Source organism: Rhodococcus daqingensis, from assembly GCF_042665615.1.
In the GTDB taxonomy this organism is placed as follows: Bacteria; Actinomycetota; Actinomycetes; order Mycobacteriales; family Mycobacteriaceae; genus Rhodococcus_G; species Rhodococcus_G daqingensis.
Window position 1 is genome coordinate 31,093 of sequence record NZ_JBHTCS010000026.1, and the last position, 26,234, is coordinate 57,326.

34 protein-coding genes are annotated in these 26,234 nt (G+C 67.6%); 16 read left to right on the forward strand and 18 right to left on the reverse strand.

Annotated elements, in window-relative coordinates:
* Positions 1 to 75 precede the first annotated feature (75 nt).
* The 12 genes from ACFQS9_RS21880 to ACFQS9_RS21935 are packed head-to-tail and all read left to right on the forward strand — an operon-like array spanning position 76 to position 13,023.
* Positions 76 to 615: an NUMOD4 motif-containing HNH endonuclease gene (locus ACFQS9_RS21880; protein WP_378408601.1), complete on the forward strand. Its 540-nt coding sequence runs from the start codon at positions 76 to 78 to the stop codon at positions 613 to 615.
* Positions 608 to 4,318 (forward strand): phage tail tape measure protein, encoded by a 3,711-nt coding sequence (locus tag ACFQS9_RS21885; RefSeq protein WP_378408603.1) that lies wholly within the window; start codon positions 608 to 610, stop codon positions 4,316 to 4,318. Before ACFQS9_RS21880 ends, ACFQS9_RS21885 begins: the two co-directional genes overlap by 8 nt.
* Before the next feature lie 3 nt (positions 4,319 to 4,321).
* Positions 4,322 to 5,209 (forward strand): phage tail family protein, encoded by an 888-nt coding sequence (locus ACFQS9_RS21890; RefSeq protein ID WP_378408605.1) that lies wholly within the window; start codon positions 4,322 to 4,324, stop codon positions 5,207 to 5,209.
* Complete coding sequence (locus ACFQS9_RS21895; RefSeq protein ID WP_378408607.1) at positions 5,206 to 6,795, forward strand: Gp37-like protein; 1,590 nt, start codon at positions 5,206 to 5,208, stop codon at positions 6,793 to 6,795. Before ACFQS9_RS21890 ends, ACFQS9_RS21895 begins: the two co-directional genes overlap by 4 nt.
* Positions 6,796 to 6,832: 37 nt before the next feature.
* Complete coding sequence (locus ACFQS9_RS21900) at positions 6,833 to 8,053, forward strand: peptidoglycan DD-metalloendopeptidase family protein (protein WP_378408609.1); 1,221 nt, start codon at positions 6,833 to 6,835, stop codon at positions 8,051 to 8,053.
* A 1-nt stretch (position 8,054) separates the two neighbouring features.
* A complete protein-coding gene (locus tag ACFQS9_RS21905) occupies positions 8,055 to 8,378 on the forward strand; it encodes a hypothetical protein (RefSeq protein WP_378408611.1) in 324 nt (107 codons plus the stop codon).
* Between the two features lie 3 nt (positions 8,379 to 8,381).
* On the forward strand, positions 8,382 to 8,795 hold the full coding sequence (locus ACFQS9_RS21910) for a hypothetical protein (protein WP_378408613.1): 414 nt from the start codon (positions 8,382 to 8,384) through the stop codon (positions 8,793 to 8,795).
* Positions 8,795 to 9,160 carry a hypothetical protein gene (locus ACFQS9_RS21915; protein ID WP_378408615.1) on the forward strand — a complete coding sequence of 122 codons (366 nt, stop codon included), beginning with the start codon at positions 8,795 to 8,797 and terminating at the stop codon, positions 9,158 to 9,160. Before ACFQS9_RS21910 ends, ACFQS9_RS21915 begins: the two co-directional genes overlap by 1 nt.
* The gene (locus ACFQS9_RS21920) at positions 9,153 to 10,220 is read left to right on the forward strand and encodes a hypothetical protein (RefSeq protein WP_378408617.1); all 1,068 of its coding nucleotides are present in this window, start codon (positions 9,153 to 9,155) and stop codon (positions 10,218 to 10,220) included. Before ACFQS9_RS21915 ends, ACFQS9_RS21920 begins: the two co-directional genes overlap by 8 nt.
* Positions 10,220 to 10,879 carry a hypothetical protein gene (locus ACFQS9_RS21925; RefSeq protein ID WP_378408619.1) on the forward strand — a complete coding sequence of 220 codons (660 nt, stop codon included), beginning with the start codon at positions 10,220 to 10,222 and terminating at the stop codon, positions 10,877 to 10,879. The genes ACFQS9_RS21920 and ACFQS9_RS21925 overlap by 1 nt, the downstream gene beginning before the upstream one ends.
* Before the next feature lie 15 nt (positions 10,880 to 10,894).
* Positions 10,895 to 12,835: a hypothetical protein gene (locus ACFQS9_RS21930; RefSeq protein ID WP_378408621.1), complete on the forward strand. Its 1,941-nt coding sequence runs from the start codon at positions 10,895 to 10,897 to the stop codon at positions 12,833 to 12,835.
* A 38-nt stretch (positions 12,836 to 12,873) separates the two neighbouring features.
* Positions 12,874 to 13,023 (forward strand): hypothetical protein, encoded by a 150-nt coding sequence (locus ACFQS9_RS21935; protein WP_378408622.1) that lies wholly within the window; start codon positions 12,874 to 12,876, stop codon positions 13,021 to 13,023.
* A gap of 337 nt (positions 13,024 to 13,360) precedes the next feature.
* Here the strand turns inward: ACFQS9_RS21935 and ACFQS9_RS21940 are convergent, their stop codons facing one another.
* From ACFQS9_RS21940 to lpqV, 4 genes are all read right to left on the reverse strand, one after another.
* Positions 13,361 to 13,606, reverse strand: a complete 246-nt coding sequence (locus tag ACFQS9_RS21940; RefSeq protein WP_378408624.1) for a helix-turn-helix transcriptional regulator — start codon at positions 13,604 to 13,606, stop codon at positions 13,361 to 13,363.
* Positions 13,603 to 13,761 (reverse strand): hypothetical protein, encoded by a 159-nt coding sequence (locus tag ACFQS9_RS21945; RefSeq protein WP_378408626.1) that lies wholly within the window; start codon positions 13,759 to 13,761, stop codon positions 13,603 to 13,605. Before ACFQS9_RS21945 ends, ACFQS9_RS21940 begins: the two co-directional genes overlap by 4 nt.
* Before the next feature lie 376 nt (positions 13,762 to 14,137).
* Entirely contained in the window at positions 14,138 to 14,401 is a 264-nt protein-coding gene (locus ACFQS9_RS21950; protein ID WP_378408628.1) for a helix-turn-helix domain-containing protein, read from the reverse strand.
* A complete protein-coding gene (gene lpqV / locus ACFQS9_RS21955; protein ID WP_378408630.1) occupies positions 14,401 to 14,895 on the reverse strand; it encodes a lipoprotein LpqV in 495 nt (164 codons plus the stop codon). Before lpqV ends, ACFQS9_RS21950 begins: the two co-directional genes overlap by 1 nt.
* Positions 14,896 to 15,013: 118 nt before the next feature.
* On the opposite strand from lpqV, the gene ACFQS9_RS21960 reads away from it, so the two are divergent.
* Together ACFQS9_RS21960 and ACFQS9_RS21965 are read left to right on the forward strand one after the other, a co-directional pair.
* Positions 15,014 to 15,160 carry a hypothetical protein gene (locus tag ACFQS9_RS21960; RefSeq protein WP_378408678.1) on the forward strand — a complete coding sequence of 49 codons (147 nt, stop codon included), beginning with the start codon at positions 15,014 to 15,016 and terminating at the stop codon, positions 15,158 to 15,160.
* 147 nt (positions 15,161 to 15,307) lie between these two features.
* Positions 15,308 to 15,679 (forward strand): PAS domain S-box protein, encoded by a 372-nt coding sequence (locus tag ACFQS9_RS21965; RefSeq protein WP_378408632.1) that lies wholly within the window; start codon positions 15,308 to 15,310, stop codon positions 15,677 to 15,679.
* Between the two features lie 27 nt (positions 15,680 to 15,706).
* On the opposite strand, the gene ACFQS9_RS21970 is transcribed toward ACFQS9_RS21965, so the two are convergent.
* The gene (locus ACFQS9_RS21970; protein WP_378408633.1) at positions 15,707 to 16,261 is read right to left on the reverse strand and encodes a CGNR zinc finger domain-containing protein; all 555 of its coding nucleotides are present in this window, start codon (positions 16,259 to 16,261) and stop codon (positions 15,707 to 15,709) included.
* A gap of 54 nt (positions 16,262 to 16,315) precedes the next feature.
* Between ACFQS9_RS21970 and ACFQS9_RS21975 the strand changes: the two genes are divergently transcribed.
* Positions 16,316 to 17,356 carry an EamA family transporter gene (locus ACFQS9_RS21975; protein ID WP_378408635.1) on the forward strand — a complete coding sequence of 347 codons (1,041 nt, stop codon included), beginning with the start codon at positions 16,316 to 16,318 and terminating at the stop codon, positions 17,354 to 17,356.
* Positions 17,357 to 17,377: 21 nt separating this feature from the next.
* Here the strand turns inward: ACFQS9_RS21975 and truA are convergent, their stop codons facing one another.
* From truA to infA, 8 genes are all read right to left on the reverse strand, one after another.
* Complete coding sequence (gene truA / locus ACFQS9_RS21980; RefSeq protein WP_378408676.1) at positions 17,378 to 18,226, reverse strand: tRNA pseudouridine(38-40) synthase TruA; 849 nt, start codon at positions 18,224 to 18,226, stop codon at positions 17,378 to 17,380.
* A gap of 23 nt (positions 18,227 to 18,249) precedes the next feature.
* The gene (gene rplQ, locus ACFQS9_RS21985) at positions 18,250 to 18,777 is read right to left on the reverse strand and encodes a 50S ribosomal protein L17 (protein WP_378408637.1); all 528 of its coding nucleotides are present in this window, start codon (positions 18,775 to 18,777) and stop codon (positions 18,250 to 18,252) included.
* A 33-nt stretch (positions 18,778 to 18,810) separates the two neighbouring features.
* Positions 18,811 to 19,875: a DNA-directed RNA polymerase subunit alpha gene (locus ACFQS9_RS21990; protein WP_378408638.1), complete on the reverse strand. Its 1,065-nt coding sequence runs from the start codon at positions 19,873 to 19,875 to the stop codon at positions 18,811 to 18,813.
* Between the two features lie 118 nt (positions 19,876 to 19,993).
* Positions 19,994 to 20,599, reverse strand: a complete 606-nt coding sequence (gene rpsD / locus ACFQS9_RS21995) for a 30S ribosomal protein S4 (protein WP_077040852.1) — start codon at positions 20,597 to 20,599, stop codon at positions 19,994 to 19,996.
* Positions 20,600 to 20,620: 21 nt separating this feature from the next.
* On the reverse strand, positions 20,621 to 21,031 hold the full coding sequence (gene rpsK, locus ACFQS9_RS22000) for a 30S ribosomal protein S11 (RefSeq protein WP_027503172.1): 411 nt from the start codon (positions 21,029 to 21,031) through the stop codon (positions 20,621 to 20,623).
* Entirely contained in the window at positions 21,031 to 21,405 is a 375-nt protein-coding gene (gene rpsM, locus ACFQS9_RS22005; protein WP_027503171.1) for a 30S ribosomal protein S13, read from the reverse strand. Before rpsM ends, rpsK begins: the two co-directional genes overlap by 1 nt.
* A gap of 227 nt (positions 21,406 to 21,632) precedes the next feature.
* Entirely contained in the window at positions 21,633 to 21,746 is a 114-nt protein-coding gene (rpmJ, locus tag ACFQS9_RS22010; protein WP_025347279.1) for a 50S ribosomal protein L36, read from the reverse strand.
* Positions 21,747 to 21,827: 81 nt separating this feature from the next.
* Positions 21,828 to 22,049, reverse strand: a complete 222-nt coding sequence (gene infA, locus ACFQS9_RS22015) for a translation initiation factor IF-1 (RefSeq protein ID WP_003418601.1) — start codon at positions 22,047 to 22,049, stop codon at positions 21,828 to 21,830.
* Positions 22,050 to 22,238: 189 nt separating this feature from the next.
* Here infA and dtd point away from each other — a divergent pair, with 189 nt between their 5' ends.
* Positions 22,239 to 22,670, forward strand: coding sequence for a D-aminoacyl-tRNA deacylase (gene dtd, locus ACFQS9_RS22020; RefSeq protein WP_378408642.1), 432 nt, complete (start codon positions 22,239 to 22,241; stop codon positions 22,668 to 22,670).
* Positions 22,671 to 22,766: 96 nt separating this feature from the next.
* Here dtd and map read toward each other — a convergent pair whose 3' ends face one another.
* The 5 genes from map to rpmD form a co-directional block, all read right to left on the reverse strand.
* Entirely contained in the window at positions 22,767 to 23,561 is a 795-nt protein-coding gene (gene map, locus ACFQS9_RS22025) for a type I methionyl aminopeptidase (protein WP_378408644.1), read from the reverse strand.
* 9 nt (positions 23,562 to 23,570) lie between these two features.
* On the reverse strand, positions 23,571 to 24,116 hold the full coding sequence (locus ACFQS9_RS22030; protein WP_378408645.1) for an adenylate kinase: 546 nt from the start codon (positions 24,114 to 24,116) through the stop codon (positions 23,571 to 23,573).
* Positions 24,113 to 25,426: a preprotein translocase subunit SecY gene (gene secY / locus ACFQS9_RS22035; RefSeq protein WP_378408647.1), complete on the reverse strand. Its 1,314-nt coding sequence runs from the start codon at positions 25,424 to 25,426 to the stop codon at positions 24,113 to 24,115. Before secY ends, ACFQS9_RS22030 begins: the two co-directional genes overlap by 4 nt.
* A 182-nt stretch (positions 25,427 to 25,608) precedes the next feature.
* Positions 25,609 to 26,052: a 50S ribosomal protein L15 gene (gene rplO / locus ACFQS9_RS22040; protein WP_072750010.1), complete on the reverse strand. Its 444-nt coding sequence runs from the start codon at positions 26,050 to 26,052 to the stop codon at positions 25,609 to 25,611.
* A 2-nt stretch (positions 26,053 to 26,054) separates the two neighbouring features.
* The gene (gene rpmD, locus ACFQS9_RS22045) at positions 26,055 to 26,234 is read right to left on the reverse strand and encodes a 50S ribosomal protein L30 (RefSeq protein ID WP_378408649.1); all 180 of its coding nucleotides are present in this window, start codon (positions 26,232 to 26,234) and stop codon (positions 26,055 to 26,057) included.

Below are 26,234 nucleotides of genomic sequence, written 5' to 3' on the forward strand. Positions count from 1 at the left end.
TCGGCGATCTCGGTGAAGCCACCCCCGAGCAGGCACTCGCCTATCTCAAGTCCCAGAGTCCCCCGAAGGTGGTGAGTGACGTTGGCTGAACACTGGCTGCCCGTCGTGGGCTACGAGCGCTGCTACGAGGTGAGCGACCTCGGGCGGGTGCGCTCGATCGACAGGATCGTGACCACGAGGGCTGGGTACGACATCAGCCTGACCGGCCGAATGATGTCGGCCTCAACGCATCCCAGCGGCCACCGGTACGTGCACCTCACGATGGAGGGTCGGGACTCGACCTATCAGGTCCATCGGTTGGTGATGCGAGCGTTCGTCGGTCCATGCCCGGAAGGTCTCGAGGTTCGTCACCTCAACGGCGACCCGACCGACAACCGGCTGGCGAACCTCGCCTACGGAACGCGATCCGAGAACGCGGTCGATCAGGTCGACCACGGATCGCACAACCAGGCGAGCAAGACCCGGTGCAACTACGGGCACGAGTTCTCACCCGAGAACACCTACCGGCACCCCTCGGGTCGGCGCGTGTGCATTGAGTGCCGCAATCGACACAAGGCCCAATACCGGGCTAGGTCCCAATCGGCTACTGCGGGATCGGAGGTGACTCATGGCTGACGACGATGCGATTTGGGTTCCCGTCTTGCCGTCGATGGACAAGTTCGGCGCCGCCTTCCTCAAGGGTGCCGCCGGCGTCGGGCGGTCCGCTGGTCAGCAGATCAGCCGAGATCTCGGCGACGGCATCGCGTCGGGCAAGGCCTCGGTGGAGAAGGCGACGGATGTGCTGGCGAAGGCGACCGACAAGGTCGCCGACGCCGCTGGCCGGGCCCGGGTCGCTGAGGCCCAGTATCAGGCGCTGCTCGACAAGGGCATCACCGATGCTGGGCGGCTGGCGGCCGCGAAGGAGAAGGTCGCCGCCGCGCAGCGCAAGGAGATCGCGGCGCTGCGCGACGCGGACAAGGCGACCAGCGCGCTCGCCGATGCCGAGAAGCGTGCCGCCACAGCCACCGACGAGGTCGCCGCATCGACGACCCGCGCCGGTGGCGGGTTCAAGTCGATGTTCGCCGGTCTCGACACCGGAGCGAAGAAGCTCGCAGCGTTCACCGCAGGCGCCGCCGGGGTGGCGGGCGCCGCGGACCTGATCGGCAAGTCGATGAGCCGCGAGGCGGACATCTCCAAGATGAACGCCGCGATGGGCGCGACCGGCGCCATCGCCAAGGAGCACGGCGACTCGGCCGGGAAGCTGTACGCGGCCGGGCTGGGTGAGTCGATGTCGGACGTCACCCGCGCCGTCGATGTCGTCGGATCCTCGTTCGACACCCTCGGTTTCGAAGGTGAGGCGTCCCTCGAGCAGGCCACCTCGCGGGCGATGAACTTCTCGAAGGTCTTCGACACCGACATCGCCTCGTCGGTGCAGACCGCCTCGCAGCTCGTGCAGGACGGCCTCGCGAAGGACTCGACCGAAGCGTTCGACCTGATGACCAAGAGCTTCCAGTCGGTGCCCGCCGCGATGCGCGACGAGTTGCCCGAGATCCTGCAGGAGTACGGCACCAACTTCCGGGCCCTCGGATTCGAGGGCCCGGAGGCGTTCAACCTGCTCGCCTCCGCGGCGGACAAGGGCAAGTTCGCGCTCGACAAGACCGGCGACGCGCTGAAGGAATTCACGATCCGCGGCTCCGACATGTCGAAGACGTCGGTCGACGCGTACAAGCTCGCCGGTGTCGGCGCCGAGGACATGGCCGCGAAGATCGCCCAGGGCGGTGACGCGGCGCAGCAGGCACTGCAGCAGACCGCGACCGGGCTGCTCAGCATCGAGGACCCGGTCGAGCGGTCCAACGCGGCGATCGCACTGTTCGGCACCCCGCTCGAGGATCTCTCGGTCGACCAGATCCCGCAGTTCCTGTCGGCACTGACCGGCGCCGACAACATCATGGGCGACTTCGCCGGGTCCACCGACCGCATGGGCGAGACCCTCAACGACAACGCGCTCTCGAAGATGGAGACGTTCAAGCGCGGACTCGAGTCGAAGGTCATCGGCGTGCTCGGCGACGACGCGCTGCCGATGCTCGGCGAGTTCTCCTCCGCGCTCAAGGGCAACGAGGGATCGCTGCTCGGCGCGCTCGCCGCGACGACCGGATTCGGGGGCGCGTTCGCCGGGCTCGAGCAGGCGAAGAGCGTGCTCGGCTCCGTGCGCGATGGTGTCGGCAGCGTCCGGGACGGGCTCGTCTCAACGAAGGACACCGCCGTCGCCACATGGTCGAAGGTCAGCGACGCCGGATCGTGGGCTGCCACGCAGGCGAAGGCGACCGGCTCGTTCGTCGCGACGTCCGCGTCGGCAACCGCCGAGGCGGCGAAGACGTCCGCGTCGTGGGTCGGCTCGCAGGCGAAGGCCGGCGCAGGGTGGGCGGCTACACAGGCCAAGGCCGCGGGCTCGTTCGTCGCGACCTCGGCATCCGCGACGGCCGAGGCGGTCAAGAGCTCGGCCGCGTGGGTCGCATCGAACACCCGGACCGCCGTCTCCTTCGTCGCGACTAAGGGCGCGATGGCCGCGACGACGATCGCAACAGGCGCGATGACCGCGGCGCAGTGGCTGCTGAACGCGGCCCTGAACGCCAACCCGATCGGCCTGATCATCATCGCGATCACCGCACTCGTCGCCGCGGTCGTGCTCGCCTACAAGAACAGCGAGACCTTCCGGAACATCGTCCAGGGCGCCTGGCAAGGCATCCAGACCGCGGTGTCCTTCGCGTGGGAGAACGTGCTGCGTCCCGCGCTCGAGAAGTTCACCGGGTTTCTCGTCGGCGTCGGTGAAAAGGCAACGTGGCTGTACGACAACGCGATCAAGCCAGCGTTCGACGGGATCAGCTCGACCGTGTCGTGGGTCTACGACAACGTGCTCTCGCCGATCCTCGGCAAGGCAGGCGAGGCGTTTAGTGGTCTCGGCACCGCGGCCGGGGGTGTGGCCGATGCGATCCGGGGCTCGTTCTCCGGGATCGTCGACATCCTCAAGGCGCCGATCCGCATGATCGGGCAGCTGCTCGCAGCGTTGCCCGACAAGGTCGGTCCGTTCTCCATCCCTGGTGTCAGCTCGCTCAAGTCGTGGGGGCAGACCCTGCAGGCGCTGCGCTCCGGTGGCCAGGTCGCCGGCCGTCGCGCGAACGGCCTTCTGTTCGGCCCCGGTACCGGAACATCCGATTCGGTGGTCGGGCTCGATGCCGCGGGTGTGCCGACTGCTCGTGTGTCGGCTGGCGAATGGGTCACCCCAGAGCATGCTGTCAACTCGAAGACCATCCCCTTCCTTGAGGCGCTACGCAATGGGTGGGTGCCGTCGGCGGACTTCCTGCGCGCAATGGTCGCCGGGGACCTGGTCGCACGGCTCCCCGGCCGCGCTGAGGGCGGCCGTATCGACGAGGCGATGGCCTATGCGCACAGCATGGATCCCACGCCGTACCTGATGGGTGGGTTCGGCCCGGGCGGCATCGACTGCTCGGCGTTCGTGGCCGCGGTGGTGAACACCGCGTTGGGCCTGGATCCGTACCACTCGCGGATGAGCACGGTCAACGAGGGCGACTGGCTGACCGCCAAGGGCGCCCAGATCGGCCGCGGCGGCGACGGTGATCTGCGGCTCGGCTGGTACGACAACGGCGGTGGCGCCTACGGGCATACGGCCGGGACGTTCCCGGACGGGACGAACTTCGAATCGAACGGGTCCGACGGTGTGATCATCGGCGGCCCGACCGGTTGGGACGATCCGATGTTCACCGATCACGCCTTCTTCCCGGGCTCGATGTTCACCGGTGGCGATCCTGGTCTCGACGGGGACATCTTCGGCGGCGGCACGGGCGGCGGCGGGACAACGCTCGGGGCGAACACCAGCCCGTCGACGAGCGGCGGCGGCACCTCCCCGATCGGCACCTCGACGTCGCCGAGCACTTCGGGCGGTACCACCTCGCCGATCACGTCCACGCCGTCGACCACATCGAGCGGGGCGGAATCGCTGACGCTCAAGGACCAGATCGGGAAGACCGCAGCGGGTTTCGCGACCGAGACGACGGGCGACGTGCTCGATTTCTTCGGCCTCGGGAAGCTGATGGACCTGCCGATCATGCCGGTGTCGCAGCCGGCGCCCCAGATCGCGCCGAGCACCAACAGCGGTCCGGGCCAGAACGAGCCGGCCCCGCCGCCGCCTTCGGCCCCGCAGGGCCCGCTGGTGTGGATCGAAAACCTGATCGCCAACGACGACGAGGACGCGGCCAACGCGATGGGCCGCGAAGCTCGCCGCCTCGTGCGTTCCGACGCGCTACTCGGTGGATGGGGGTGACGTATGCGCGACTACGGGCTCATCCCGGGCTCGGCGACGATCGTCCAGTACGTCTCGCCGGACGGGGTCGTGTTGACCCTGTCCGGCGGGCGGATGGCCGGCGAGCAGGGTTTCGTGCTCGGCGACGGCCCGGAAGGTCTCGGGTCCGCTGAGGCGAAGGCGATCTTCGATGGCGCCGCCCGCCAGATCGGCGAGGACTACGTCGATTCGACGTACGAGCACGGCACGATCGACATCCCGATCCACGTGTTCGGTGCCACGGTCGACGAGTTTCGGCGGCGCCGTGAGTGGCTGCGCACGCTGATCCCGCGCGAGCGGCAGGGGTGGCTGTGCGGCTACACCTCGTCGACCGGGTGGCGGATGATTGCCACCCGCCGCGGGTCGATCAAACCGGCGTACTCGCGTGACCCGGCGGGCGCGCGAGGGGCGACGTTCGACGTGCTGCTGTACGCCGACAATCCGCTCGCCCGCGCTGCCAACCATGTGCCGCGCGAGTGGGTCAACGTCGCTGGCGGCAGCACCAGCGGCGGATCGCTGGCCCTTTACCCGGGCCCGGAGGTCCCGGCGTGGCCGGCGTTCATCTTCACCGGACCCGGCGAGCTGCACCTGCACTACGACACCGTCGAGGCGGCCCCGGTCGACGTGACGATTCCGTACCTCGATCCGGACGAGGTGGTGCAGATCGACACCGAGTACGGGGCGCAGTCCCTGCGGGCGAAGAACCGGCGCACCGGTGCACGGCGGAACCTGTGGCCGCTGATGAAGGGGCAGCAGTTCCACGCCCCCATCGGGGCGAACAAGGTCACCCGCGTCGCGTTCACCGTCAAGCGTGCCACCGCGGCGACTCGACTGTGGGCGACGGTCGCGCAACGGCAGGAGGGTTTGCTGTGAGCCGCGAGGCGTATGCGGAGTTCCAGCACGAGGCCGAGCAGGACCGCCGCACCTACGCGCACCCGCGGGCGCGGGTGCGGTTCCTGTACAAGGACCTTCGGCTGTTCGGCCCGTGCGGCGACTTCCGTGAGCTCAAGTTCTCCGACAAGAACAACGCGGCCGGCGGGCTGTCGATGAAGCTGCCGGACACCGAGCACTGGCGCGAGTACTTCTACGGCCAGCCGAAGGGCGCGATGCGTCCGATCGTGGTCGACCTGCCCGGCGGATACCGCACGCTGTGGTTCACGGTGGCGTTCGGGCGGATCCGCGAGGGCCGCAAGTGGTGGATCCAGGTCGAGGCCGTGCACGCGCTCGAACACTTCAACTGGATCCGGATCTGGCCGCTGTGGTGGTCGATACCCGAGCTGCAGCCGAAGGAACACATCGGCATCGGCGGCGCGGTGACCGTGCTGAAGGAGGCGCTGCAGGGCAACCTGTTCCGGCTCCAAGGGCCGCTGTGGTCGATCCCCACCGGCGACCTGTTCAAGCCCTCCACGTGGAACCTCGCTCGCAACGCGTTGTGGCCGATGATGGTCAACCCCCGCCGCATGGGGTTCCGGGACGCCTCGAAGTGGACGACTATCGCGTGCCGCATGGACGCGTTCATGGACATCGCCCAGGACGTGTGCAAGTCCGAGAACATCAGCATGACCGTCGACATCGTTTTCCCCGACGAGGATCCGCAGCCGTTCCCCGAGCTCTACCGGATCGAGCGGCCGACGATCATCTTCGACTTCGTCGAGCGGGGAAGCCGGTACGCGTTCAGCGGCACGATCGTCGACGGGTTCCTGCGGACCGTGCACGAGATGGTCGAGGACGCGCTCGCCTGGATCACCTACCCGATCCTCGGCGACAAGGGCTGGGAGGCGTACCAGCAGAAGAAGGAAGGCACCCTTCGCGGGCTGCCGATCGCGGTGTACCGCACCGGGAAGTGGTCGACCACGAACCGGGTCGAGCAGACCACGCACATCCCGATGGCCTCCCGGGTCACCGGCGGCGGGAAGTCACCCGGCTGGATCAACGACCTCGTGATCAACGCCGGTAACGCGATCACTGGATGGATCGGCCTGGCGATCGGGTTCCCGGGCCTGCAGCTCGGCGTGCTCACCGACCAGCTCCGCGACACCGTGATGGCGTTCCACTCGCAGGAGGATCTCGCCCGCGCGAACGAGGCCGGACCGACACGCTTCAAAGAGGCTTTCGTCGAGTCGCAGGGAACTGGTCTGTCGCTCAACACCTTCGCGGCGATGCAGGCCAAGCACCACGAGGTTCGCGGCTATACCTCCCAGAAAATCGACGTCAGCAACGGCGCGCCGTACTACGTCGGGCGTGACGTCAACAAGGGCGACCCGATCGGCTACGAGCTGCCCGACGGCACCGTGCACGTCGACCACCTCGAGTCGATCGACTACGAGGAGACCCCGACCGCGCGACGGCTGAGCCTGCAGATCGGCTCAGGCGAAGCCGAGCGGGAGCCCGGCGCGATCGCGCTCGGCAAGTTCCGCAAGCTCGCGAGCACCATCACGCGGGTCGCGCTCGGCGGCTGACAGCCCGCCTCACCACAACTCGACAGAGGAGACACACGTGATCAGATTTTGGCCGCTCGAGCGGGGCCACATCGTCACCTCGGCCTATGGCCCGCGGTGGGGCGCCATGCACTACGGCATGGACTTCGGCTGGCCCGGCGGATCTGCCGGCCGTGCGGTGCACGCCGTGCAGGCGGGCACCGTCGTCCAAGTCGGTTGGGATCCGGACGGCTTCGGCTGGTTCCTCGACATCGACTCCGACGACTCGCAGGGCTCGAACCTGTGGGTCTACGGGCACATCAAGCCCGAGGTCACCCTCGGCGACCGCGTCGCCGCGGGCCAGCGGATCGCGCACGTCAACGGCGACCGGACGACGAACGGCGGTGTCGACCCGCACTGCCACATCGAGGTGCACCGTTGGTCCCGACAGCCGTCGGGCCCGGGCCGAATGGATCCGGCGCCGTTCCTGCAGGGCGCCGCCTACCCCGGCGCGGCGCCACCGCCGCCGCCCCCGCCCCGGGGGATGGACGCGCAGACCCTCGCTCGCGCGATGGGCAACTCGGTGTCGCCGGAGCGGTACGCCGCACTGCTGCCTGCGTTCACCTCGGCGATGCGTGAGGCCGGGTGCACCACCATCGAGCGGGCAGCGATGTGGTGCGCGCAGCTCGGCCACGAGTCCGCCGGCCTCCGCTACATGGAGGAGATCGCCGACGGATCCGGTTACGAGGGACGCGCCGATCTCGGCAACACCCGGCCTGGCGACGGCCGACGGTTCAAGGGGCGTGGCCCGATCCAGGTCACCGGTCGCGACAACTACACCGAGTGCTCGCGCTGGGCGCATGGCCGCGGTCTCGTCCCGTCGCCGACGTACTTCGTCGACCGGCCCGACGAGCTCGCCTCGGATCGGTACGGGTTTCTCGGCCCGGTCTGGTACTGGACCGTCGCCCGGCCGCAGCTCAACACGCTCTCCGATGCCCGCAACCTCGACGGCGCCACCCGCGCGATCAACGGCGGCACGAACGGCATCGCCGACCGCAGCACCCGCTACCAGCGGTGCCTCGACATGGGCGCCGCACTACTCCCTGAGGAGGACGACATGACCGAAGAGGACCGCCGGATGCTCCGCGAGATTCACGCCGCGCTGTGCAAGCCGCGACCGTCGCTCGTCGAGGGCTCGACCGCAAGCCTCGACGCCGCCACGTTCGTGCAGTGCACCGACGCCGCGACGTACCGCACCGAGCGAATGGTCGCTGACATCAAGAAGAAGCTGGAGGCCTGACGTGATCACGAACGAGAACGCCCGCAAGTGGATCTACATCGCGCAGACCGTCCTCGGCACCGTCCTGCTGGTGCTCGTCGGACTCCAGGTGATCGACCAGGACACCAGCACCGCGGTCGCACAGGCCATCGGCGGCGTCGTGCTGATGCTCACTGGCGAGCTGGCCCGCCGAAACGTCGGCCCGCGCCCGGCAACCATCTCGCCCGACGGCGTGCAGGTGATCACCGACGCCCTCGCTGAGCACGCCCAGCGCGCGATCGGCTCCGGTGCAGCCGCGGTCGACGAGGCGCGCGCCGAGCTCGAGCGCCGCCTCGGCCGGGGGTGACCGATGGCCGACGGTGACGTCGACACCCTGCAGATCCCCGACGAAGCGACGAACCACCCGGTTGTCATCGGCACCGGCGTGGTCGTGCTCGTCGCGGTGCTGATCGTGGTCGGCGGTCGGAAGATCGCCGGCCTCGTGGCGCCGGGCTGGGAATGGTGGCAGGGCCGACACGAACGCAGGTTTCAGCGGCAGGTTCGGATCGAGGCGGCCGCTCGGATGCTCAACGACGAGCGCGTCGGGATCCTGCTCGAGCGCATCGACGGATTGCACGCCGAGCTGATCGCGCAGCGCGAGGAGCTGACCGCGCAGCGAGACGAGGAGCGGCGCCGCGGCGACCGGCTCGAGCATGAGCTCGGCGAAGTACGCGCGAAGCTCGACCACCTCGCGAGCCAATCCGACCCGAAAGAAGGTGCGTGATGGCCGAATCCCCAGAGATATTCGAGCTCGACGACCCGACTGTCGTCGAGCTCGGACGCTTCCTGAGGCGGGCCCGGCTTTCGAACGGCGGCGAGACCGGCATCCCCGAGGGGCATTCCGAGCTGCTCGCCCAGGCGTGCCTGAACTGGCTCAACAACCTCGTCTACGACGACGGCGAATGGGTTACCCGCGCCGCGATCGAGGCCACTCCCGAACTCGGTGCCGTCGAGGTGACGGTGATCGGCGACAACGAGGCGATCAAGATGCGGCACGCCCCGACCGGGATCACCGTCGTCCACCTGACCCACGAACTCGCGTGGGCCGAACTCAAGCAGAAGGTGAGGGAGGTGAGCGTGGATGCCTAGCGATCCGATCGAACGGATCTCGGTGGACCTCGAGGTGATCGGGATCCCGCAGACCCCGGGCATGCCGCCGATGACCGACACGTACCTGCACGTGCGGCGGCGCCAGGACGGCGCGCCCGAGACTGCCGTGCTGGGCCTGCCCGCCTACGAGGGCAAGCCAGGTCCGGCCGGGCCCGCCGGGATGATCCACAAGGGCGAACGGACCACCGCCGAGCTCGACGGCCTCGCGCTGGTGCTCGGCGAGGCCGAACTGAACTTCACCTACCGCAACACCGACGACAACAGCCAGTGGATCTGGAACGGCCTCACGTTCCAGGTCTACTCGGATGCGTATGGCGCGCCGGGCAACCGCGGGCCCGCGCCGGTGATGGATGGCGGCAGCGTCACGATCGGCGGCGAGGTGCAGCCGGCGCCCGCCGTGGTGCGGGTCGACGGCGCGGACGGCGGCCCGTACACGGTGTCGCTCGAGCTGCCACCGCTGCCCGAGGGGCCGCCGGGTGGAACCGGCCCCGCCGGGCCGATCTACACCTCCGTGGACGTCGATCAGACCGACGAGCCCGTCGACGGGCAGATGCTCGTGCACAGCGAGGCGCTCGGCAAGTTGGTGTGGGCCACCCCGATGGTGCCGTACATCGAGTACGTCGTGGCTTCCGAATCGTTCCCCGACGCCAACAAGAACTCGGGCGACGTGCGGCATACCCTGCTCGCGTTCCAGATGCCCGCGCAGCCGTTCGCGTGGGAGGCCGAGATTCTCGGCGGCGTCGACGTGTTCCGGGAGATCGGGCACCGCGTCGACATCGAGGTGCGGCTCTCGTCGGACACCGACGGCGCGCTGATCGGCTACGGCCGCGGCGGCGACGGGACCGGCTGGGAACGGATCGTGATCAACCCGTACTCGACGGTGCCGCTCAACCCGGGTGTCCCGCGGTCCTCGGTCATCCCGGCGGGGATCAACAACTCGATCTGGGTGACCGCGATCAAGAAGGCCGGCACCCAGAAGGCGTGGAGTGTCCGCAAGGACTTCGCGAACCTGCGGATCCGCGTGAACCGGGTGCTGTAATGGCCGCGTCACTGCTGAACTTTCCGCAGCCCAACAGGATCCGACATATCCAACGGTCGCTCGGCGGCAACGGTCCCGACCTCGATGCAGGCCGGGACCAGCTGCGGCGGTTCGGGTCGTCGGTCGAAGATCTCCGCGGCCGGACCAGTCTTCTCGAGGGCGTCGTCGCCTACGGGAACGTGTCGATGACCCGGAACGAGTGGGTAGTCGGTGCCCGCCCGATCCTGCGCTTCGGCCACCAGGTCGGGGAAATGAAGGGCGTATCCATCACCCCGGCCGGTGACGGACTGATCCTTGAGTCCGAGGGGTGCTGGCGCGTCGATTGCCATTCGACCGCCGCGGGAACCGGATTCACAGGAGACCCGTGGGTGGATCTCGACATCGAGATCCACAAACCGGTCGGCACCCCCGGCGACCCGATCTTCGACAGGAAGCGTTACACCGCATGGCTGGGCGATGGCCAGGCGTCGGTGGGTGGCCCGGTCTCGTTCGTGCCTCCCGCGCCCGGGTATCGCGTGTTCGCGTTCGCGGCGTCGGCTCGCTGGCGCCGAATGCTCGGCGGCACCTTGTACTCGCAGATGTCGGTCAACAAGTGGGACAACAGGACAACGCACGGCGACGCACCCAGTGAGGTCGGCGACGGCCCCGGTGCACCGTAGGAAGGAGGTCGAGATATGTCGATCCAGTACCAGCACATCACGGGCGAATGGAAGATCACCGACTACGACAGCCGCGACGACGTCGACGCGCTGCCTGAACAGTCGACCCTCAAGGGCCGCGTCGTGTTCCGGGCCCAGTTCGACGCCCTGGACCGGTTCGACGCGATCCGCGTCCCCGGAGCCGGAAGCGCGTCGGCGTACCTGCTGTCGCTGCGCGAGATGGTGTTTCCCGTCGTCGGTGGCCGACTGCAGGACCGGCAGGCCCGCGACGGGGTGATGCTGCCCGTCATCGTCGCGGGCGTCCCGATCGCGTGGACCGCCGAGCCCCAGCTGGTCGAGGACCCGGGCCGCGGCGTCAACGGTCCCTCTGTGGCCGCGAACTCGGCCACGTTCGGACCGGTAGATCCCGGCGGCGACGGGCAGCGGCGCCTGAACCTCGCCGACGCGATCGACATGTCGATCGAGTACCCGGAGCCTGTCGTGTCCCGGGTGGCCGAGCTGGTCCGCGAAGCGGAGGCGTTGGTCGTCGAATCGCGTGCGCTCGAGGCGAGTTCCCGTGACGCGGCCGGCCGCGCCGAGACTGCGCGGGGGGTGACCGAGGGCGCCCGCGATGCGGCGATCCTCGCGAAGAACGCGGCGGGCGCCTCCGAGATCCAGGCCGCGAACGAGGCCGACGACGCGCTCGAACAGGCGGGTCTGGCCAGCCAGTCCGCGATCGCGGCGGGCCTGTCCGCCGGGGCCGCGGCCACCGCGAAGGGGCAAGTCGACGCGACGAAGGGGCAGATCGACGCCATCAAGGTGCAGATCGACACCGCGCGCGATCAGTCGGTCACCGCCGCGGGTGAGTCGCTGGGCTTCCGGAACGAAGCGGAGCAGATCGTCGCCGACGCGGCCGCCGGGGTGGTGCCTGACGGCGGCGTCACCACCGCGAAGCTTGTCGATGACGCTGTCACCCCTCCGAAGTTGGCACCCAGCGTTCGGGCTGATCTCGCCAAGGCCGCGACCGCGTCGCAGCCAGGTCACACCCACGCCCAGGCCGACGTCACCGGACTGACCGCATCACTGGGCAACAAGGAAGACAAGTCCGCGAAGGGTGCGGCCAACGGGTATGCGCCACTCGACGCGAACGGATTCGTCCCGCCCGCGAATCTCCCGTCGTACGTGGACGACGTTCTCGAGTATGCGGACCACGGCGCCCTCCCAGGCGCCGGCCTTTCCGGGAAGATCTATGTCGCCCTCGATACCGGCAAGATCTACCGATGGAGCGGATCGGCCTACATCGAGATCAGTCCCTCCCCCGGTTCGACCGACTCGGTGACCGAGGGCGCGACGAACAAGTACTTCACTGACCAGCGGGCTCGAGACGCGCTCACGGGCTTGCTCGCCGCCAAGTTGTCAGTGACAAACCCGACGGTGACCGGCCTGCTGACCACTCAGTCGCTCAAGGTCACAGGCGGCAGCCCCGCGGCGGGGAAAGTGCTGACGTCCGACGGCGCAGGCAATGCCACGTGGCAAGGCGGATCGGTCGGCGCGTACAGCGAGGCGTACGTGCCGGGCGGCACGATGCTCAACGCGGGCAACACCTCCGGCGCGGGGCTCTTCGCAATTCAGAGCAACCTCGTGAACACAGTGACTGACCCGGCACATACGTTCGCGGCGGATGGTTTCACCGTCCCGACCGGCAGCTACCTGGTCGTCTGCGAGGTGCTGTGGAACTCCAACGAGACCCCCAATCGCGGACCGGGAGTCTTCGATCAGGCCCGCTACCGAATTCGGGAGGGCATCAAAGCCGCCGCATCGGGCCAGCCGCCGTTCCAGTCCGAGGTTCACTTCGTACGGATCACGGCGGCCGCTCAGAAGCTCGGGTTCGGGTTCTTCGTTGACTCAACCGCGAACGGCTACCGCACGATCGCGGCCGGCAACAACACCCGCTACATGATCACCCGCATCGGGTAGCAGGGAACCGCGCCGCAGCGCGGCGCGTCCAACCCTGCATGAGCCCCGTGGACGAGATGCTCCTCGCGGAGCTGCACGCCGACGACAGTGTGGCGCTCGGCTGGCTCCGCTGCGATCCTGAGTGCGCCCGGGTCCTCGACGCCCTCGACCTCGTCGCGTGGGACCTGCGCCAGCTCGGCACGAAATAGCCCCGCCCTCAAACTGAGGGCGGGGCTATTTGTCGTTGGGGCGTCGGTCGGGCTTCCCTCCCGGCTTCCGCCCGCGGACCCCACCCTAGCGACTATCGAACGAATGTGCGACTACGGCTAGGCTGAGAGGTATGGTCGTGCACGTCGAGCCCGCGCCGACACACTGCCCGAACGGGCACCGGCTCGGGCCGAGCCGGTGCCTCGTCGGCTGGGAACAATGCGAATGCGCCGGCGCCTGTCGCGGCGGGCACCGAACGCACTACTGCCGCACGTGCGGAGTCACGATCAGAACCCCACCGTGCGCCGGGGCGATGCCACAGCGGGACCGATGGGCAAACTAGGTCCCTGCGCTCGATCTCGTGCGTGGTCGGCCAGCTACGCCGGGCCGGTCCCGCTCGAACGTCTGGACCTCCTCGGCGTCCCACAGTGGCGTGCGGGCGTCGAGGTGGGCGATCGGCTGCGGCGCGATGCCCTTTGCGACGTACGCGCGCCATGACGTGCCCGCGATCCCGGTGTGCTCCGAGCACTCGACAACCCGCCAGAGGCGGCGCCCGGTGTCCTCGTCGATGATGATCGGTTTCATCGTCGGGCCTCGATCGCGCGGGCCCGGACGAGCATCGCGACCTCGAGCATGAGCAGCACCGCGGGAAACGCCCACGCCCATGCGGGCACATCGGTGAGGTAGAAGATGATCGCGAGAACCGCGATCGCGCCGAGACCTGCGATTTCCTTACTCATCGTGTCCTCCTTCGTCGGTCGGGGTTACGCTGGTTTACCAGGGCCCCACCCTGGCCGTTGCTACCGGCCAGGGCGGGGTTCTGGGCTATTCGCCCTCCTGGTCCTCCCCTCTCCGTTTCCTGATCGGGTAGTCGATCAGGTGTTCCCTGATCTTCATCCCGGTCTGGATACCAACGAAGCTGGCGGCCAGAAGGGCTATCCATTCGGGCGGGCTCATCTGTTCCTCTCCGAGGGGCGGCATCTCCGTCCCTCTGGAAAAGATATTACCAGCGCCAGCGCTACTAATGCAACCCTAGCGATAGGATATTTTCAGATCGCCCACGACCAGCCCGAACGCGAAACCGTGCTGTCCGGAATTGGATCCTGACCGGGCGCCCTACTTGCGGCGCGGCGGCCCGAACGCCTCGACCTGCACCGCATCCATCACGACGAATGGATCAAAGCCCAGCACAGCACCGAGTCGGGAGAACACAGGAAGCGTCACCTCCCGGCCGCCGGACTCGAACCGCGCCAACGTCGCGGGCGGCAACTCGGCCGCCGACGCGACTTCCTCCAACGACATCCCGGACTGCTCTCGGGCCTGGCACAGCGCAGCCGCGATCGCGTCCGTGATCGCATCGCGGTCCTTCGCGGTACCCATCAGCACTCGCCGCGCGCGGCCGCGTTCACCGCGGCGATCGTGTCCGCATGCATCTGCGGCGTGCCGTTGGCCCACACATCTGGCGCAGCCGGGTCGCCTCCGAACTCGACTGGATCCGCCTGTAAGACGCCGAGCATCGCCTCGGCCTTCGAGGCGGGATCACCCTCGATCGTCGACACCCAAACGAGCGCTTCCTGGCACGTCTGCGTGAACTCGGCCCCGGACATCGCCGGCGGTACGTCCACCGCGGTGGTCACGCCCGCAGGCGACACCTCATACCCGGCGGCGGGGGAAGGCTTCACGGACGTCGAAGACGGCCTCTCGACCACACTCTGCAACTTCGCGCGGGCCTCGTCGACCCCCGAGGCCGCTGCCTGACTCGCCGCACTCGAAACCGCCACGGGCTCAGCAGTCCCGCCGTCATCCGACGATGAGCAACCCGCAAGAAGGGCTGTCGCTGCCGCGCACGCGGTCACGACCATGATCATTCGCATGCCGTATCAATATCAGACGGATCCGGTTCGGTCGCCCGGAATGCCCGGCAACTCCGGGACCGACACCCGACCGGTCCCGGCGCGGTCCCGGTTCAGCGCCCGATGCGCTGATCACAATGTGATCGACGTGAACCATGAAACGCGCACTGACCTGCAGGAAACCCAACTGTCGACCTCGCTGCCCGACCGAGATAAGTTCACCCAGATCTTCGAGGGCACCAATCAGATTCAGCGGCTCGTGATCGCCCGATCCCTGGCCGGCTGACCGCCGCGAAATCATTTCGGTTCTCGACGTATCGGAAACCGCTGTGTCGCCCATCACGTTGCACTTACACTTCCCCCGCTGTCACATTGGTTGAACGATCCACAACGTTGGATCGGGTGCTTTCGCAGACCAGTCGGGAGGTCGCGGGTGTCTTCGAGTTCCGTGAGTGCGATCAGTGGTGCCCACTATCGGTCGCTCATCCACAACGTCAACATGCCGGTGATCGTGCACAAGAGTGACGATCACGTTGTCGACGTCAACCGGGCATTCGCCGATCTGCTCGGGTACTCACTGCCCGAGGCCCGCGGCCTGGGACCGCGTCAGTTCGTCCATCCGAGCCTCATCGAGGAACACGATCGCGGCCACACCCAATTGATCAACGGCGAACACCTCGGCCTGTCTGCCGATTTCGACCTCGTGCGCAAGGACGGCGTCGTCATTCGGGCCAAGCTCAACAAGTCCGTCGCCCGGCACAACGCGGAAACCGTCGTGATGACCGTCATCGAGGGCGTCGCGTAGCCCGGCCCAGCCCGACCGCCGCGTCCCTCATCGAGTGGCGATCCGCGCCTTGCGCGCCCGGTAGGCCGCCACATTCGCCCGGTTCCCGCAGTTCCCGGTGTCGCAGTAGCGGCGAGACCTGTTGCGGGACAGGTCGATCAGCACCGAATCGCAATCGGGTGCGACACAATGACGCAGCCGGTCGAGGTCCCCGACCCGGACGACATCGACGATCGCCATCGCGGCCTCCGCCCCCATCCTGTGCACCAAGGGATCGTCGTCCGCGGTGACGTGCAGGTGCCAGCCCCAGTCGCCGTGCTCGGCGAGCCGTGGCATCGCCTTCGCCTCCCGGAGCAAGGCGTTCACGATCTGCGCCACGTCGCGATCACTGCCTGCCTGCCACAGCTCGGCGAGCCGAGGCCGCAACGACCGCACCGCGCGCAGCTCCGCCTCCGTACCGTCGCGCCTGCCGCTCCAGTCGTGCTCGGTCAGGAAGGCGTCGAGGGCGGCCACGTCGGAGAGCAGCTCGCGGCCGCCGAGCCCGGTGTTGACGAGCGCGGTCGCACAGATCAGGGCCCGCTCGGTGTCATGGGCTATATACACTTTGACTCCTGACGACTCGTCTCATAGCGTCATGAGTCTAATCAGCTTTCACCCATGACAGGAGACACCGACGTGCGCAGCAGTGCGGCCTCCGTGTTGTTTCGAGCGACCCGCACCCAGTCGCCGGCGGCCCGGACCGGTATCGCCCTGAGCGTGCTCTCCGCGTTCACCTTCGGCCTGTCGGGCCCGCTCGCGAAGTCGCTGATGAACGCGGGCTGGTCGCCCGGCGGCACCGTACTGGCCCGGATCGCGGGCGCCGCCGTCGTGATGCTGGTGATCGCCGCGACAGTAGAGCCGTCCGGACTGCGTACCGCTCACCGGCACACCAGGACGATCGTGCTGTACGGACTGATGGCGGTGGCGGGCGTCCAGACCGGCTTCTTCCTGTCCCTGCAGTACCTCTCGGTCGGCGTCGCGCTCATGATCCAGTTCCTGGCGCCGCTCCTGGTCCTCGCGTGGGCGTGGGCGAGGCGAGGCGAGCGCCCGGGCGCGGTGACCCTCCTCGGCACCGCACTCGCGCTGGCGGGGGCGGTGGGAGTACTGGATCTGTTCGGGTCGGTCGACATCAGCCTCGTCGGCGTCGCCTGGGCGTCGATGTCGACGGTCTGCCTGGCCTGCTTCTTCGTCATCTCCGACCGGACCTCCGAGACATTCAGCCCGCTGATCCTGACCGCGACGGGCATGGCGGTCGGGGCCGCCGTGATCGGCTGCATCGGCCTGCTCGGGGTGCTGCCGCTCGCCGTCACCGGCGCGGCGGCCACGCTGGGTTCGGTCGACCTGCCGTGGTTCGTCCCACTCGTCCTGCTGGTCCTCGTCAGCACGGTCGTCGCCTACCTGTCGGGCAGCGCCGCAGTCGCCCGGATCGGTCCCACGTTGACCTCGCTGGTCCTGCTGACCGAGGTGCTGTTCGCCGTCGTCGCCTCGTGGATCCTGCTGGGCGAATCGATGACGCCCATCCAGATCGTCGGTGGCGCGGGTGTGCTCGGCGGCATCGCGATCGCCCGAGTCGGCGGCGCGGGCGGCCGACGCCCGCCGGCGCCACAGCCCGCCGACAGTGCAGCTACGGACGCGCCCTCTCGGCCGATGCCCCGGTAACTGCCCACTCCGCGGGGGTGGTCAGTCGCCGCAGCATCCGCCGGGCACCGAACGCACCTCTCGGGTGACGGCATTGCGCTCGTGCAGATCCTCATCGGCCGGGTAGTCGACCCGAACCAGGCTCAACCCGCGCGCGGGGGCGACCAGCACGGCGCTGGAACGCTCGCGCTGCTCGAGCAACCCGACCGTCCACGCGACGCTGCGGCGCCCCTCCCCCACGGCCAACATCGCCCCGACCAGGCTGCGGACCATGGACCAGCAGAAGGCGTCAGCGCTGACGTGCGCGGTGACGATGTCGCCCTCGCGCACCCAGTCGAAGCGCTGCAACTCCCGCACGGTGGTGGCGCCCTCGCGACGCCTGCAGAACGCGGCGAAATCGTGCAGGCCCAGCAGGCCGGCCGACGCCCTGCCCATGGCGTCCAGGTCGAGGTCCTTCGGCACCGAGACGGTGTCGCGGGCCCGCAACGGCTCGACGCCGTACCTCGCCGTGCCGATTCGGTACTCGTAATGCCTGCGGATCGCCGAGAACCGGGCATCGAACTCCGGGGGCACCGCGGCAATGGCCTTGATCCGGACGTCGGGCGGCAGGAATCGCGCGAACCGCCGGACGAGCCTGCCCGGGTCGTCGAGCGGAGTCGACAGGTCCATGTGTGCGACCTGCCCGGCCGCATGCACGCCCGCGTCGGTGCGTCCGGCCACGGTCAGTTCGACCGGTTCACGGAACACGGTGGACAGGGCCTGCTCGAGCACCCCGCACACGGTCCGGAGTCCGGGCTGACGCGCCCATCCCGCGAAGTCGGTGCCGTCGTAGGTCACATCGAGGCGATAGCGAACGAACCCGCCGCCCCCGGAAGGGGCGACGGGTTCGATGCGAGGTACTGACGCGTTCAGCGTTAGTCCTTCTTGGCCTCGTCGGCGTCAGCCTCCGGAGCCTCGGCCTCGGCGGCCGGAGCCTCGGTGGCCTCCGCCTCGACGACCTCGGTCTCCTCGGCCTTGGCCTCGGCGGCCGGGGCCTCCTGCGACGCCTTCACGCGACGCGCGCGGTCGGCCTCGGAGGTGACGGTCTGCTCCTTGACGAGCTCGATGATCGCCATCGGAGCGTTGTCACCCTTGCGGGGGACGGTCTTGATGATGCGGGTGTAGCCGCCATCGCGCTCCGCGTAGAACGGACCGATCTCCGCGAACAGGGTGTGCACGACATCCTTGTTGCGGATGACCTTGAGCACCTCACGACGATGAGCCAGCGTGCCGGCCTTGGCGTGCGTGACGAGCTTCTCGGCGTAGGGCCGCAGGGCCTTGGCCTTGGCCTCGGTGGTGGTGATACGACCGTGCTCGAAGAGCGCGGTGGCCAGATTGGCGAAGATCGCCTTCTGGTGCGAAGCCGACCCGCCGAAGCGGGCACCCTTCTTGGGCTTGGGCATGATGAATCTCCTAGTAAGGAACCGGTGAGCTGACTACAGCTGTTCGGTCTCGGCGTAGTCCTGGTCGTTGCCGTCGGCCTCGTTGAAGGCGCCGGCGTCGGTGTCGCTCCAGGTACCGGTGGCGGCGTCGTAGCCGGCAACGGTGGTCGGGTCGAACGAAGCCGGGCTGTCCTTGAGGGCCAGGCCGAGCGAATGCAGCTTGACCTTCACCTCGTCGATGGACTTCTGACCGAAGTTGCGGATGTCCAGCAGATCGGACTCGGTGCGACCAACCAGCTCGCCGACGGTGTGAACACCCTCGCGCTTGAGGCAGTTGTAGGAACGGACGGTGAGGTCCAGATCCTCGATCGGCAGTCCGAAGGAAGCGATGTGATCGGCCTCGGCGGGCGAGGGTCCGATCTCGATGCCTTCTGCTTCGACGTTCAGCTCACGGGCCAGGCCGAAGAGCTCAACCAGGGTCTTGCCCGCCGAGGCGAGCGCGTCCCGAGCAGTGATGGAGTTCTTGGTCTCCACGTCCAGCACGAGCCGATCGAAGTCGGTGCGCTGCTCGACGCGGGTGGCCTCCACCTTGTAGGTGACCTTGAGCACCGGCGAGTAGATCGAGTCGACCGGGATCCGGCCGATCTCGGCGCCGGACGCCTTGTTCTGGACGGCGGGGACGTAGCCGCGACCGCGCTCGACGACGAGCTCGATCTCCAGCTTGCCCTTGTCGTTCAGGGTGGCGATGTGCAGATCCGGGTTGTTCACCGTGACGCCGGCCGGGGGCACGATGTCGCCTGCAGTCACGGCACCGGGGCCCTGCTTGCGGACGTACATGGTGACGGGCTCGTCCTCTTCGGAACTCACGACCAGGCCCTTGAGGTTCAGGATGATGTCGGTGACATCTTCCTTCACGCCGGGAACGGTGGTGAACTCGTGCAGGACGCCGTCGATGCGGATGCTGGTGACAGCAGCGCCGGGGATCGACGACAGCAGGGTGCGGCGAAGCGAGTTGCCGAGGGTGTACCCGAAGCCGGGCTCAAGGGGCTCGATGACGAACTTCGAGCGGTTGTCAGCGATGACCTCTTCGGTCAGCGTGGGTCGCTGAGAAATGAGCATGTGGTTTTCCTCCTGTACGGACGTCCGCTATTTGACGCCCACGATGGATGGCGCCTCCGGCACCCGTGCGCCTCTCCTCCAGCCGGAGCTGTCGGAAAGGCGCACGGGGCACAAGGCATTACTTCGAGTACAGCTCCACGATCAGCTGCTCCTGCAGCGGAACGTCGATCTGCGCGCGCTCGGGCACATTGTGGACCAGGACGCGGAGGCGACCCGGAACGACCTGCAGCCAGCCGGGAACCGGACGGTCGCCGACGGTCTCGCGGGCAACCTGGAACGGCAGCGTGCTCAGCGACTTCTCCTTGACATCGATGATGTCGTACTGAGAAACGCGGTAGCTCGGGATGTCGACCTTCTTGTTGTTCACGAGAAGGTGGCCGTGGCTGACGAGCTGGCGGGCCTGACGACGGGTGCGGGCCAGTCCGGCGCGGTACACGACGTTGTCGAGACGGGTCTCGAGGATGCGCAGCAGGTTCTCGCCGGTCTTACCCGGGCGACGCACCGCTTCCTTGTAGTAGCGGACGAACTGCTTCTCCATGACGCCGTAGGTGAAGCGAGCCTTCTGCTTCTCCTGCAGCTGGAGCAGGTACTCGCTCTCCTTGATCCGCGCGCGGCCGTGCTGGCCCGGCGGGTAGGGGCGACGCTCGAACGCCTGGTCGCCTCCGACGAGGTCGACGCGCAGACGACGCGACTTGCGGGTGATGGGGCCGGTATAACGTGCCATTTTCTAAACCTTTCCTTCCCGCTAGACCCGACGCCGCTTGGGCGGACGGCAGCCGTTGTGCGGCTGAGGGGTGACATCGGAGATGGTGCCGACCTCGAGGCCGGCAGCCTGCAGCGAGCGGATCGCGGTCTCGCGTCCCGAGCCGGGGCCCTTGACGAAGACGTCGACCTTCTTGACGCCGTGCTCCTGCGCCTTGCGGGCAGCGCTCTCGGCGGCCAGCTGAGCGGCGAACGGGGTCGACTTACGCGAACCCTTGAAGCCCACGTGGCCCGAGGACGCCCACGAGATGACGTTGCCGGACGGGTCCGTGATGGACACGATGGTGTTGTTGAAGGTGCTCTTGATGTGAGCGGCGCCGTGCGGGACGTTCTTCTTGTCCCTGCGACGTGCCTTCTGGGTCTTCTTCGGACCGGTGCGTGACTTAGGGGGCATTACTTCGCCTTCTTCTTGCCGGCAATGGTGCGCTTGGGGCCCTTACGGGTGCGCGCGTTGGTCTTGGTGCGCTGTCCACGCACGGGCAGACCACGACGGTGGCGCAGGCCCTGGTAGCAGCCGATCTCGATCTTGCGACGAATGTCCGCCTGAACCTCGCGACGAAGGTCACCCTCGACCTTCAGCGACTCCTCGATGTACTCGCGGAGCTTGGTCAGGTCCTCGTCACTGAGGTCCTTGCTGCGCAGATCCGGGTTGACACCGGTGGCCGCGAGGATCTCCTTGGAGCGGGTACGGCCGACGCCGTAGATGTAGGTCAGTGCGATCTCCATGCGCTTTTCGCGAGGAAGATCAACACCTGCGAGACGTGCCATGTTGGCATTTCCTATCGGTGTGCGGAGGTCTGCTCCCAGTCCGTCCCCTGTGTCCTCTGATCGCTCAGAGCGTCTTTCAACTAACTCAGTGGGGCCCCGGCCTCCGTGCCGGGGGTGCACCGGGATGTGCTGTTCGGGCCGAAACCCGTTGGCCGTCATCCTGGCTGGTGCTGAGAGGTCTTCTTTTCAGTTGCGTCGGACAAGCCGATCGCAAGTCGTGCAGGTGGTTATCCCTGACGCTGCTTGTGACGCAGGTTGTCGCAGATGACCATGACCCGGCCGTTACGACGGATCACCTTGCACTTCTCGCAGATCTTCTTGACGCTGGGCTGAACCTTCACGTCTGTCTAATCTCCTGTGTGGTCGCCCACCGGTGGGTGGACATGGTTTCCCCAGGCCAGATGTGGCCCGGGAAGTGTGTGTTACTTGTACCGGTAGACGATGCGACCGCGAGAGAGGTCATAGGGCGACAGCTCTACGACGACACGGTCTTCCGGCAGGATGCGAATGTAGTGCTGACGCATCTTCCCGCTGATGTGCGCGAGGACCTTGTGGCCGTTCTCGAGCTCAATGCGGAACATTGCATTGGGCAGCGGTTCGACTACGCGTCCCTCGACCTCGATGGCCCCGTCTTTCTTAGCCATATCCTCCGCGATCCGTTGGTGGGCATCGTTCTCCGTTACGGTGATGCGCACGCGGTAGAGAACCGGCGACCCGCACAGACGCACGAAACGACCGGCACGCAGGGCGCACCGTTGATCTAGCTTACCGGAGTTCGCTCACCAGGCCAAATGTGCCTTCAATCGCCCCCGGACCCCGAAGGGATGTGAAACGTGCGCGCGGTTGTCCAACGCGTCACCGAAGCCGCGGTCGAGGTCGACGGTCACACCGTCGCCAGGATCGAACCGGAGAGCCAGGGGCTCCTGATCCTGCTCGGTGTCGGCCACGGGGACGACCGGTCGGCCGCGGACGCCCTCGCCGCGAAGGTGTGGAAGCTCCGGATCCTGGACGGCGAACGCTCCGCCTCCGACATCGGCGCGCCGATCCTGGTGGTCAGCCAGTTCACCCTGCTCGCCGACACCCGCAAGAGCAGGCGCCCGTCCTGGTCGGCCGCCGCGCCCCGTCCGGTCGCCGAACCACTGGTCGACGCCTTCGCCGACGCACTGCGCGGGCTCGGGGCACAGGTCGAGACCGGACACTTCGGTGCGCACATGCGGGTCAGCTCGGTCAACGACGGCCCGGTCACCCTGCTGCTCGAGTCCTGAGCCTTCACATCGCCACGGTCCGCCCCATCCCGAAACCAAGAACGGGCACCGACGGTCGCAATCGACCGTCGGTGCCCGTTCTCCGATGGAGTGTGCCTACTCGGGGCGGAGGGTGAGGATCCGCGGGCCGTCCTCGGTGACCGCGACGGTGTGCTCCCAGTGCGCGGCCCGCGAGCCGTCGGTCGTGACGACCGTCCACTCGTCGTCGAGCACGACGGTCTCGTGGGTGCCGAGCGTCAGCATCGGCTCGATGGCCAAGACGGATCCCACGACGAGTTCCGGTCCCTTACCCGGAGCCCCCTCGTTGGGGAGGAACGGATCCATGTGCATCTCGCGGCCGATGGCGTGACCGCCGTAGCCGTCGACGATGCCGTACTTACGGCCGTGCGCCTTCGCCGCCGCGAGGGTTCCGAGTTCGATCGCGTGCGAGACATCGGTGAGGCGGTTGCCCGCGACCATCGCCGCGATGCCGGCCTCCATCGACAGCCTGGTGGCCTCGCTGAGCAACTCGTCGGCCTCGATGATCGTGCCGACGCCGAAGGTCCAGGCGGAGTCACCGTGCCAGCCGTCGAGGATCGCCCCGCAGTCGATGGACACCAGGTCACCCTCGACGAGAACGTCCTCGGCGGACGGGATCCCGTGCACCACCCGGTCGTTCACCGACGAGCAGATCGATCCGGTGAACCCGTGGTACCCGAGGAACGACGGCACTGCGCCGGCGTCACGGATCGTCTGCTCCGCGAGCTGATCGAGCTCGAGGGTGCTCACTCCGGGCTTCGCCGCATTGCGCACCGCCACGAGCGTCGCGCCGACGACGGCGCCGGCCGCCGCCATCGCGTCCAACTCGCCCGCGGTGCGGAAGGGAACGACCTTCTTCCGACGAAACCCCACGACTGCCTCTTACTTACCGAGCGCGGCGAGCGCGCGGGCGTTGACCTCGTCGACCTCGCCGACGGCGTCGACGGTGACGATCTGACCGGAGTAGTGGTCCAGCAGCGGCGCCGTCTCGTCGCGGTAGACGCGCATCCGGTTGCGGATCACGTCCTCCGTGTCGTCCGCGCGACCGCGGGCGAGCATCCGCTGGACCACGACCTCGTCGTCGACCTCGAAGGCCAGCACGCCGTCGAGCTTGGCGTTCAGCTCCCCGAGGATACCCTCGAGTGCCTGTGCCTGGTCGACGGTGCGGGGGAACCCGTCGAGCAGGAATCCGTTCACCGCGTCCGGTTCGGACACCCGGGCACGGACCATGTTGTTGGTGATCTCGCTGGGGACCAGGTCGCCTGCGTCGAGGTACTTCTTCGCCTCGAGTCCGAGCGCCGTCTGCTGCCCGATGTTGGCGCGGAACAGGTCGCCCGTGGAGATGTGCGGAACGCCGAGCTTTTCCGACAGGATGGCGGCCTGAGTGCCTTTACCGGCACCGGGAGGACCAAGGAGGACAAGTCTCACTTGAGGAACCCTTCGTAGTTGCGCTGCATGAGTTGGCTCTCGATCTGCTTGACGGTGTCGAGGCCGACGCTGACGAGAATCAGCACCGCCGCACCACCGAAGATGCTGCTACCCGCGTTCCCTCCGCTGAGGAAGAAGTTGGGCAGCACCGCGATGAGACCGAGGTAGATGGCGCCCGGCAGCGTGATGCGGCTGAGCACGTAGTTGAGGTAGTCCGCCGTCGGACGCCCGGGACGGATGCCCGGGATGAAGCCACCGAACTTCTTCATCTCGTCCGCGCGCTCTTCGGGATTGAAGGTGATCGCGACATAGAAGTAGGTGAAGAAGACGATGAGCAGGAAGTAGATCAGGATGTAGACCGGGTTGCTGGGGTTGACCAGGTATTCCTGGATGATCCGCTGCCACCAGCTCGGGTCGGTTGCCGTGCTGGCGCCGGTCAGCTGCGCGATCAGGTTCGGCAGGTACAGCAGTGACGACGCGAAGATCACCGGGATGACGCCGGCCTGGTTGACCTTGAGCGGCAGGTACGTCGAGGAACCGCCGTACATCTTCCGCCCGACCATCCGCTTGGCGTACTGCACCGGGATGCGCCGCTGGCCCTGCTCGACGAAGACCACGCCCGCGATGAGGGCGAGGGCGGCGACACAGACCATCGCGAAGATGAGTCCGCCGCGGCTGTCGAGGATCGCCTTGCCCTCGGACGGCATGCGCGAGGCGATGCCGGCGAAGATCAGGAGCGACATGCCGTTACCGACACCGCGCTCGGTGATCAGCTCGCCGAACCACATCACCAGGGCCGCACCGGCGGTCATCACCAGGACGATGGTGACCAGACCGAAGATGGACTGGTCGGCGATGATGTCTTCCTGGCAGCCCTGCAGCAGCTGGCCCCGCGCGGCCAGCGCGACGATGCCGGTCGACTGCAGGATCGCGAGCGCGATCGACAGGTACCGGGTGTACTGGGTCATCTTCGCCTGGCCCGACTGGCCCTCCTTGCGGAGTTCCTCGAACCGCGGGATGACCACCGTCAGCAGCTGCACGATGATGCTCGCCGTGATGTACGGCATGATGCCGATCGCGAACACCGACAGCTGCAGCAGCGCGCCACCGGAGAACAGGTTGATCAGCGAGTAGATGCCCGCGGACTCGCCACCGGAGATCTGATCGATACAGGTCTTGACGTTGGCATAGTCGACGCCGGGTGACGGCAGCGTCGCACCGAACCGGTACAACGCGATGATGCCGAGGGCGAAGAGGATCTTCCGCCTCAGGTCTGGAGTCCTGAGGGCCGAGACGAAGGCGGAAAGCAAAGATCCTCCTGGCACTGGCAGAACGCGAGCGGGATCGCTCACGAGGCGAAATGAACTTTAGAACACTAGCAGTGGCACCCGTTCACGCAGCCCCGAGAGACCATGTGAGTCAGGTTAGACGAATGGCCGCAGCACGCCCCTGCGGGATGCGCTGCGGCCATCGGCCTCGACCTACTGGTGGATCACAGCTCGGTGGTCGTCCCACCGGCGGCGGTGATCTTCTCCTTGGCGGAACCGGTGAACTTGTTCGCGGTGACCTGAACGGACACCGTGAGCTCTCCGTCGCCGAGGACCTTCACGAGCTGGTTCTTGCGAACCGCGCCGGCCTCGACGAGCTCGGCAACGCCAATTGTCCCACCGTTGGGGAACAGACGGGCGATATCGCCCACGTTGACGACCTGGTACTCGGTCCGGAACGGGTTCTTGAATCCCTTGAGCTTGGGCAGACGCATGTGCAGCGGCATCTGTCCACCCTCGAAGGCTGCGGGCACGTTCTTGCGGGCCTTGGTGCCCTTCGTGCCGCGACCTGCGGTCTTACCGCGCTTGCCGCCCTCGCCTCGACCGACGCGGATCTTGTCGGACTTGGCACCGGGAGCGGGGCGCAGGTGATGCAACTTGATGGTCATGGTTAGACCTCCTCAACTGTGACGAGGTGGCGGACCACGTTGACCAGGCCACGGTTCTGCGCGTTGTCCTCGCGGACGACGGTCTGGCGGATGCCCTTCAGACCGAGGGTGCGCAGGCTCTCGCGCTGGTTCTTCTTGGTACCGATCGAGCTCTTTACCTGGGTGACCTTCAACTCAGCCAT

Excerpts from the sequence above, each read along its gene's own strand:
- ACFQS9_RS21885 (WP_378408603.1), top strand. The coding sequence starts at position 608 with ATGGCTGACGACGATGCGATTTGGGTTCCCGTCTTGCCGTCGATGGAC.
- ACFQS9_RS21890 (WP_378408605.1), top strand. The coding sequence starts at position 4,322 with ATGCGCGACTACGGGCTCATCCCGGGCTCGGCGACGATCGTCCAGTAC.
- ACFQS9_RS21910 (WP_378408613.1), top strand. The coding sequence starts at position 8,382 with ATGGCCGACGGTGACGTCGACACCCTGCAGATCCCCGACGAAGCGACG.
- ACFQS9_RS21915 (WP_378408615.1), top strand. The coding sequence starts at position 8,795 with ATGGCCGAATCCCCAGAGATATTCGAGCTCGACGACCCGACTGTCGTC.
- ACFQS9_RS21920 (WP_378408617.1), top strand. The coding sequence starts at position 9,153 with ATGCCTAGCGATCCGATCGAACGGATCTCGGTGGACCTCGAGGTGATC.
- ACFQS9_RS21925 (WP_378408619.1), top strand. The coding sequence starts at position 10,220 with ATGGCCGCGTCACTGCTGAACTTTCCGCAGCCCAACAGGATCCGACAT.
- ACFQS9_RS21930 (WP_378408621.1), top strand. The coding sequence starts at position 10,895 with ATGTCGATCCAGTACCAGCACATCACGGGCGAATGGAAGATCACCGAC.
- ACFQS9_RS21935 (WP_378408622.1), top strand. The coding sequence starts at position 12,874 with ATGAGCCCCGTGGACGAGATGCTCCTCGCGGAGCTGCACGCCGACGAC.
- ACFQS9_RS21940 (WP_378408624.1), bottom strand. The coding sequence starts at position 13,606 with ATGAAACCGATCATCATCGACGAGGACACCGGGCGCCGCCTCTGGCGG.
- ACFQS9_RS21945 (WP_378408626.1), bottom strand. The coding sequence starts at position 13,761 with ATGAGTAAGGAAATCGCAGGTCTCGGCGCGATCGCGGTTCTCGCGATC.
- ACFQS9_RS21950 (WP_378408628.1), bottom strand. The coding sequence starts at position 14,401 with ATGGGTACCGCGAAGGACCGCGATGCGATCACGGACGCGATCGCGGCT.
- lpqV (WP_378408630.1), bottom strand. The coding sequence starts at position 14,895 with ATGCGAATGATCATGGTCGTGACCGCGTGCGCGGCAGCGACAGCCCTT.
- ACFQS9_RS21975 (WP_378408635.1), top strand. The coding sequence starts at position 16,316 with ATGACAGGAGACACCGACGTGCGCAGCAGTGCGGCCTCCGTGTTGTTT.
- rplQ (WP_378408637.1), bottom strand. The coding sequence starts at position 18,777 with ATGCCCAAGCCCAAGAAGGGTGCCCGCTTCGGCGGGTCGGCTTCGCAC.
- ACFQS9_RS21990 (WP_378408638.1), bottom strand. The coding sequence starts at position 19,875 with ATGCTCATTTCTCAGCGACCCACGCTGACCGAAGAGGTCATCGCTGAC.
- rpsD (WP_077040852.1), bottom strand. The coding sequence starts at position 20,599 with ATGGCACGTTATACCGGCCCCATCACCCGCAAGTCGCGTCGTCTGCGC.
- rpsK (WP_027503172.1), bottom strand. The coding sequence starts at position 21,031 with ATGCCCCCTAAGTCACGCACCGGTCCGAAGAAGACCCAGAAGGCACGT.
- rpsM (WP_027503171.1), bottom strand. The coding sequence starts at position 21,405 with ATGGCACGTCTCGCAGGTGTTGATCTTCCTCGCGAAAAGCGCATGGAG.
- infA (WP_003418601.1), bottom strand. The coding sequence starts at position 22,049 with ATGGCTAAGAAAGACGGGGCCATCGAGGTCGAGGGACGCGTAGTCGAA.
- rplO (WP_072750010.1), bottom strand. The coding sequence starts at position 26,052 with ATGACCATCAAGTTGCATCACCTGCGCCCCGCTCCCGGTGCCAAGTCC.
- rpmD (WP_378408649.1), bottom strand. The coding sequence starts at position 26,234 with ATGGCTGAGTTGAAGGTCACCCAGGTAAAGAGCTCGATCGGTACCAAG.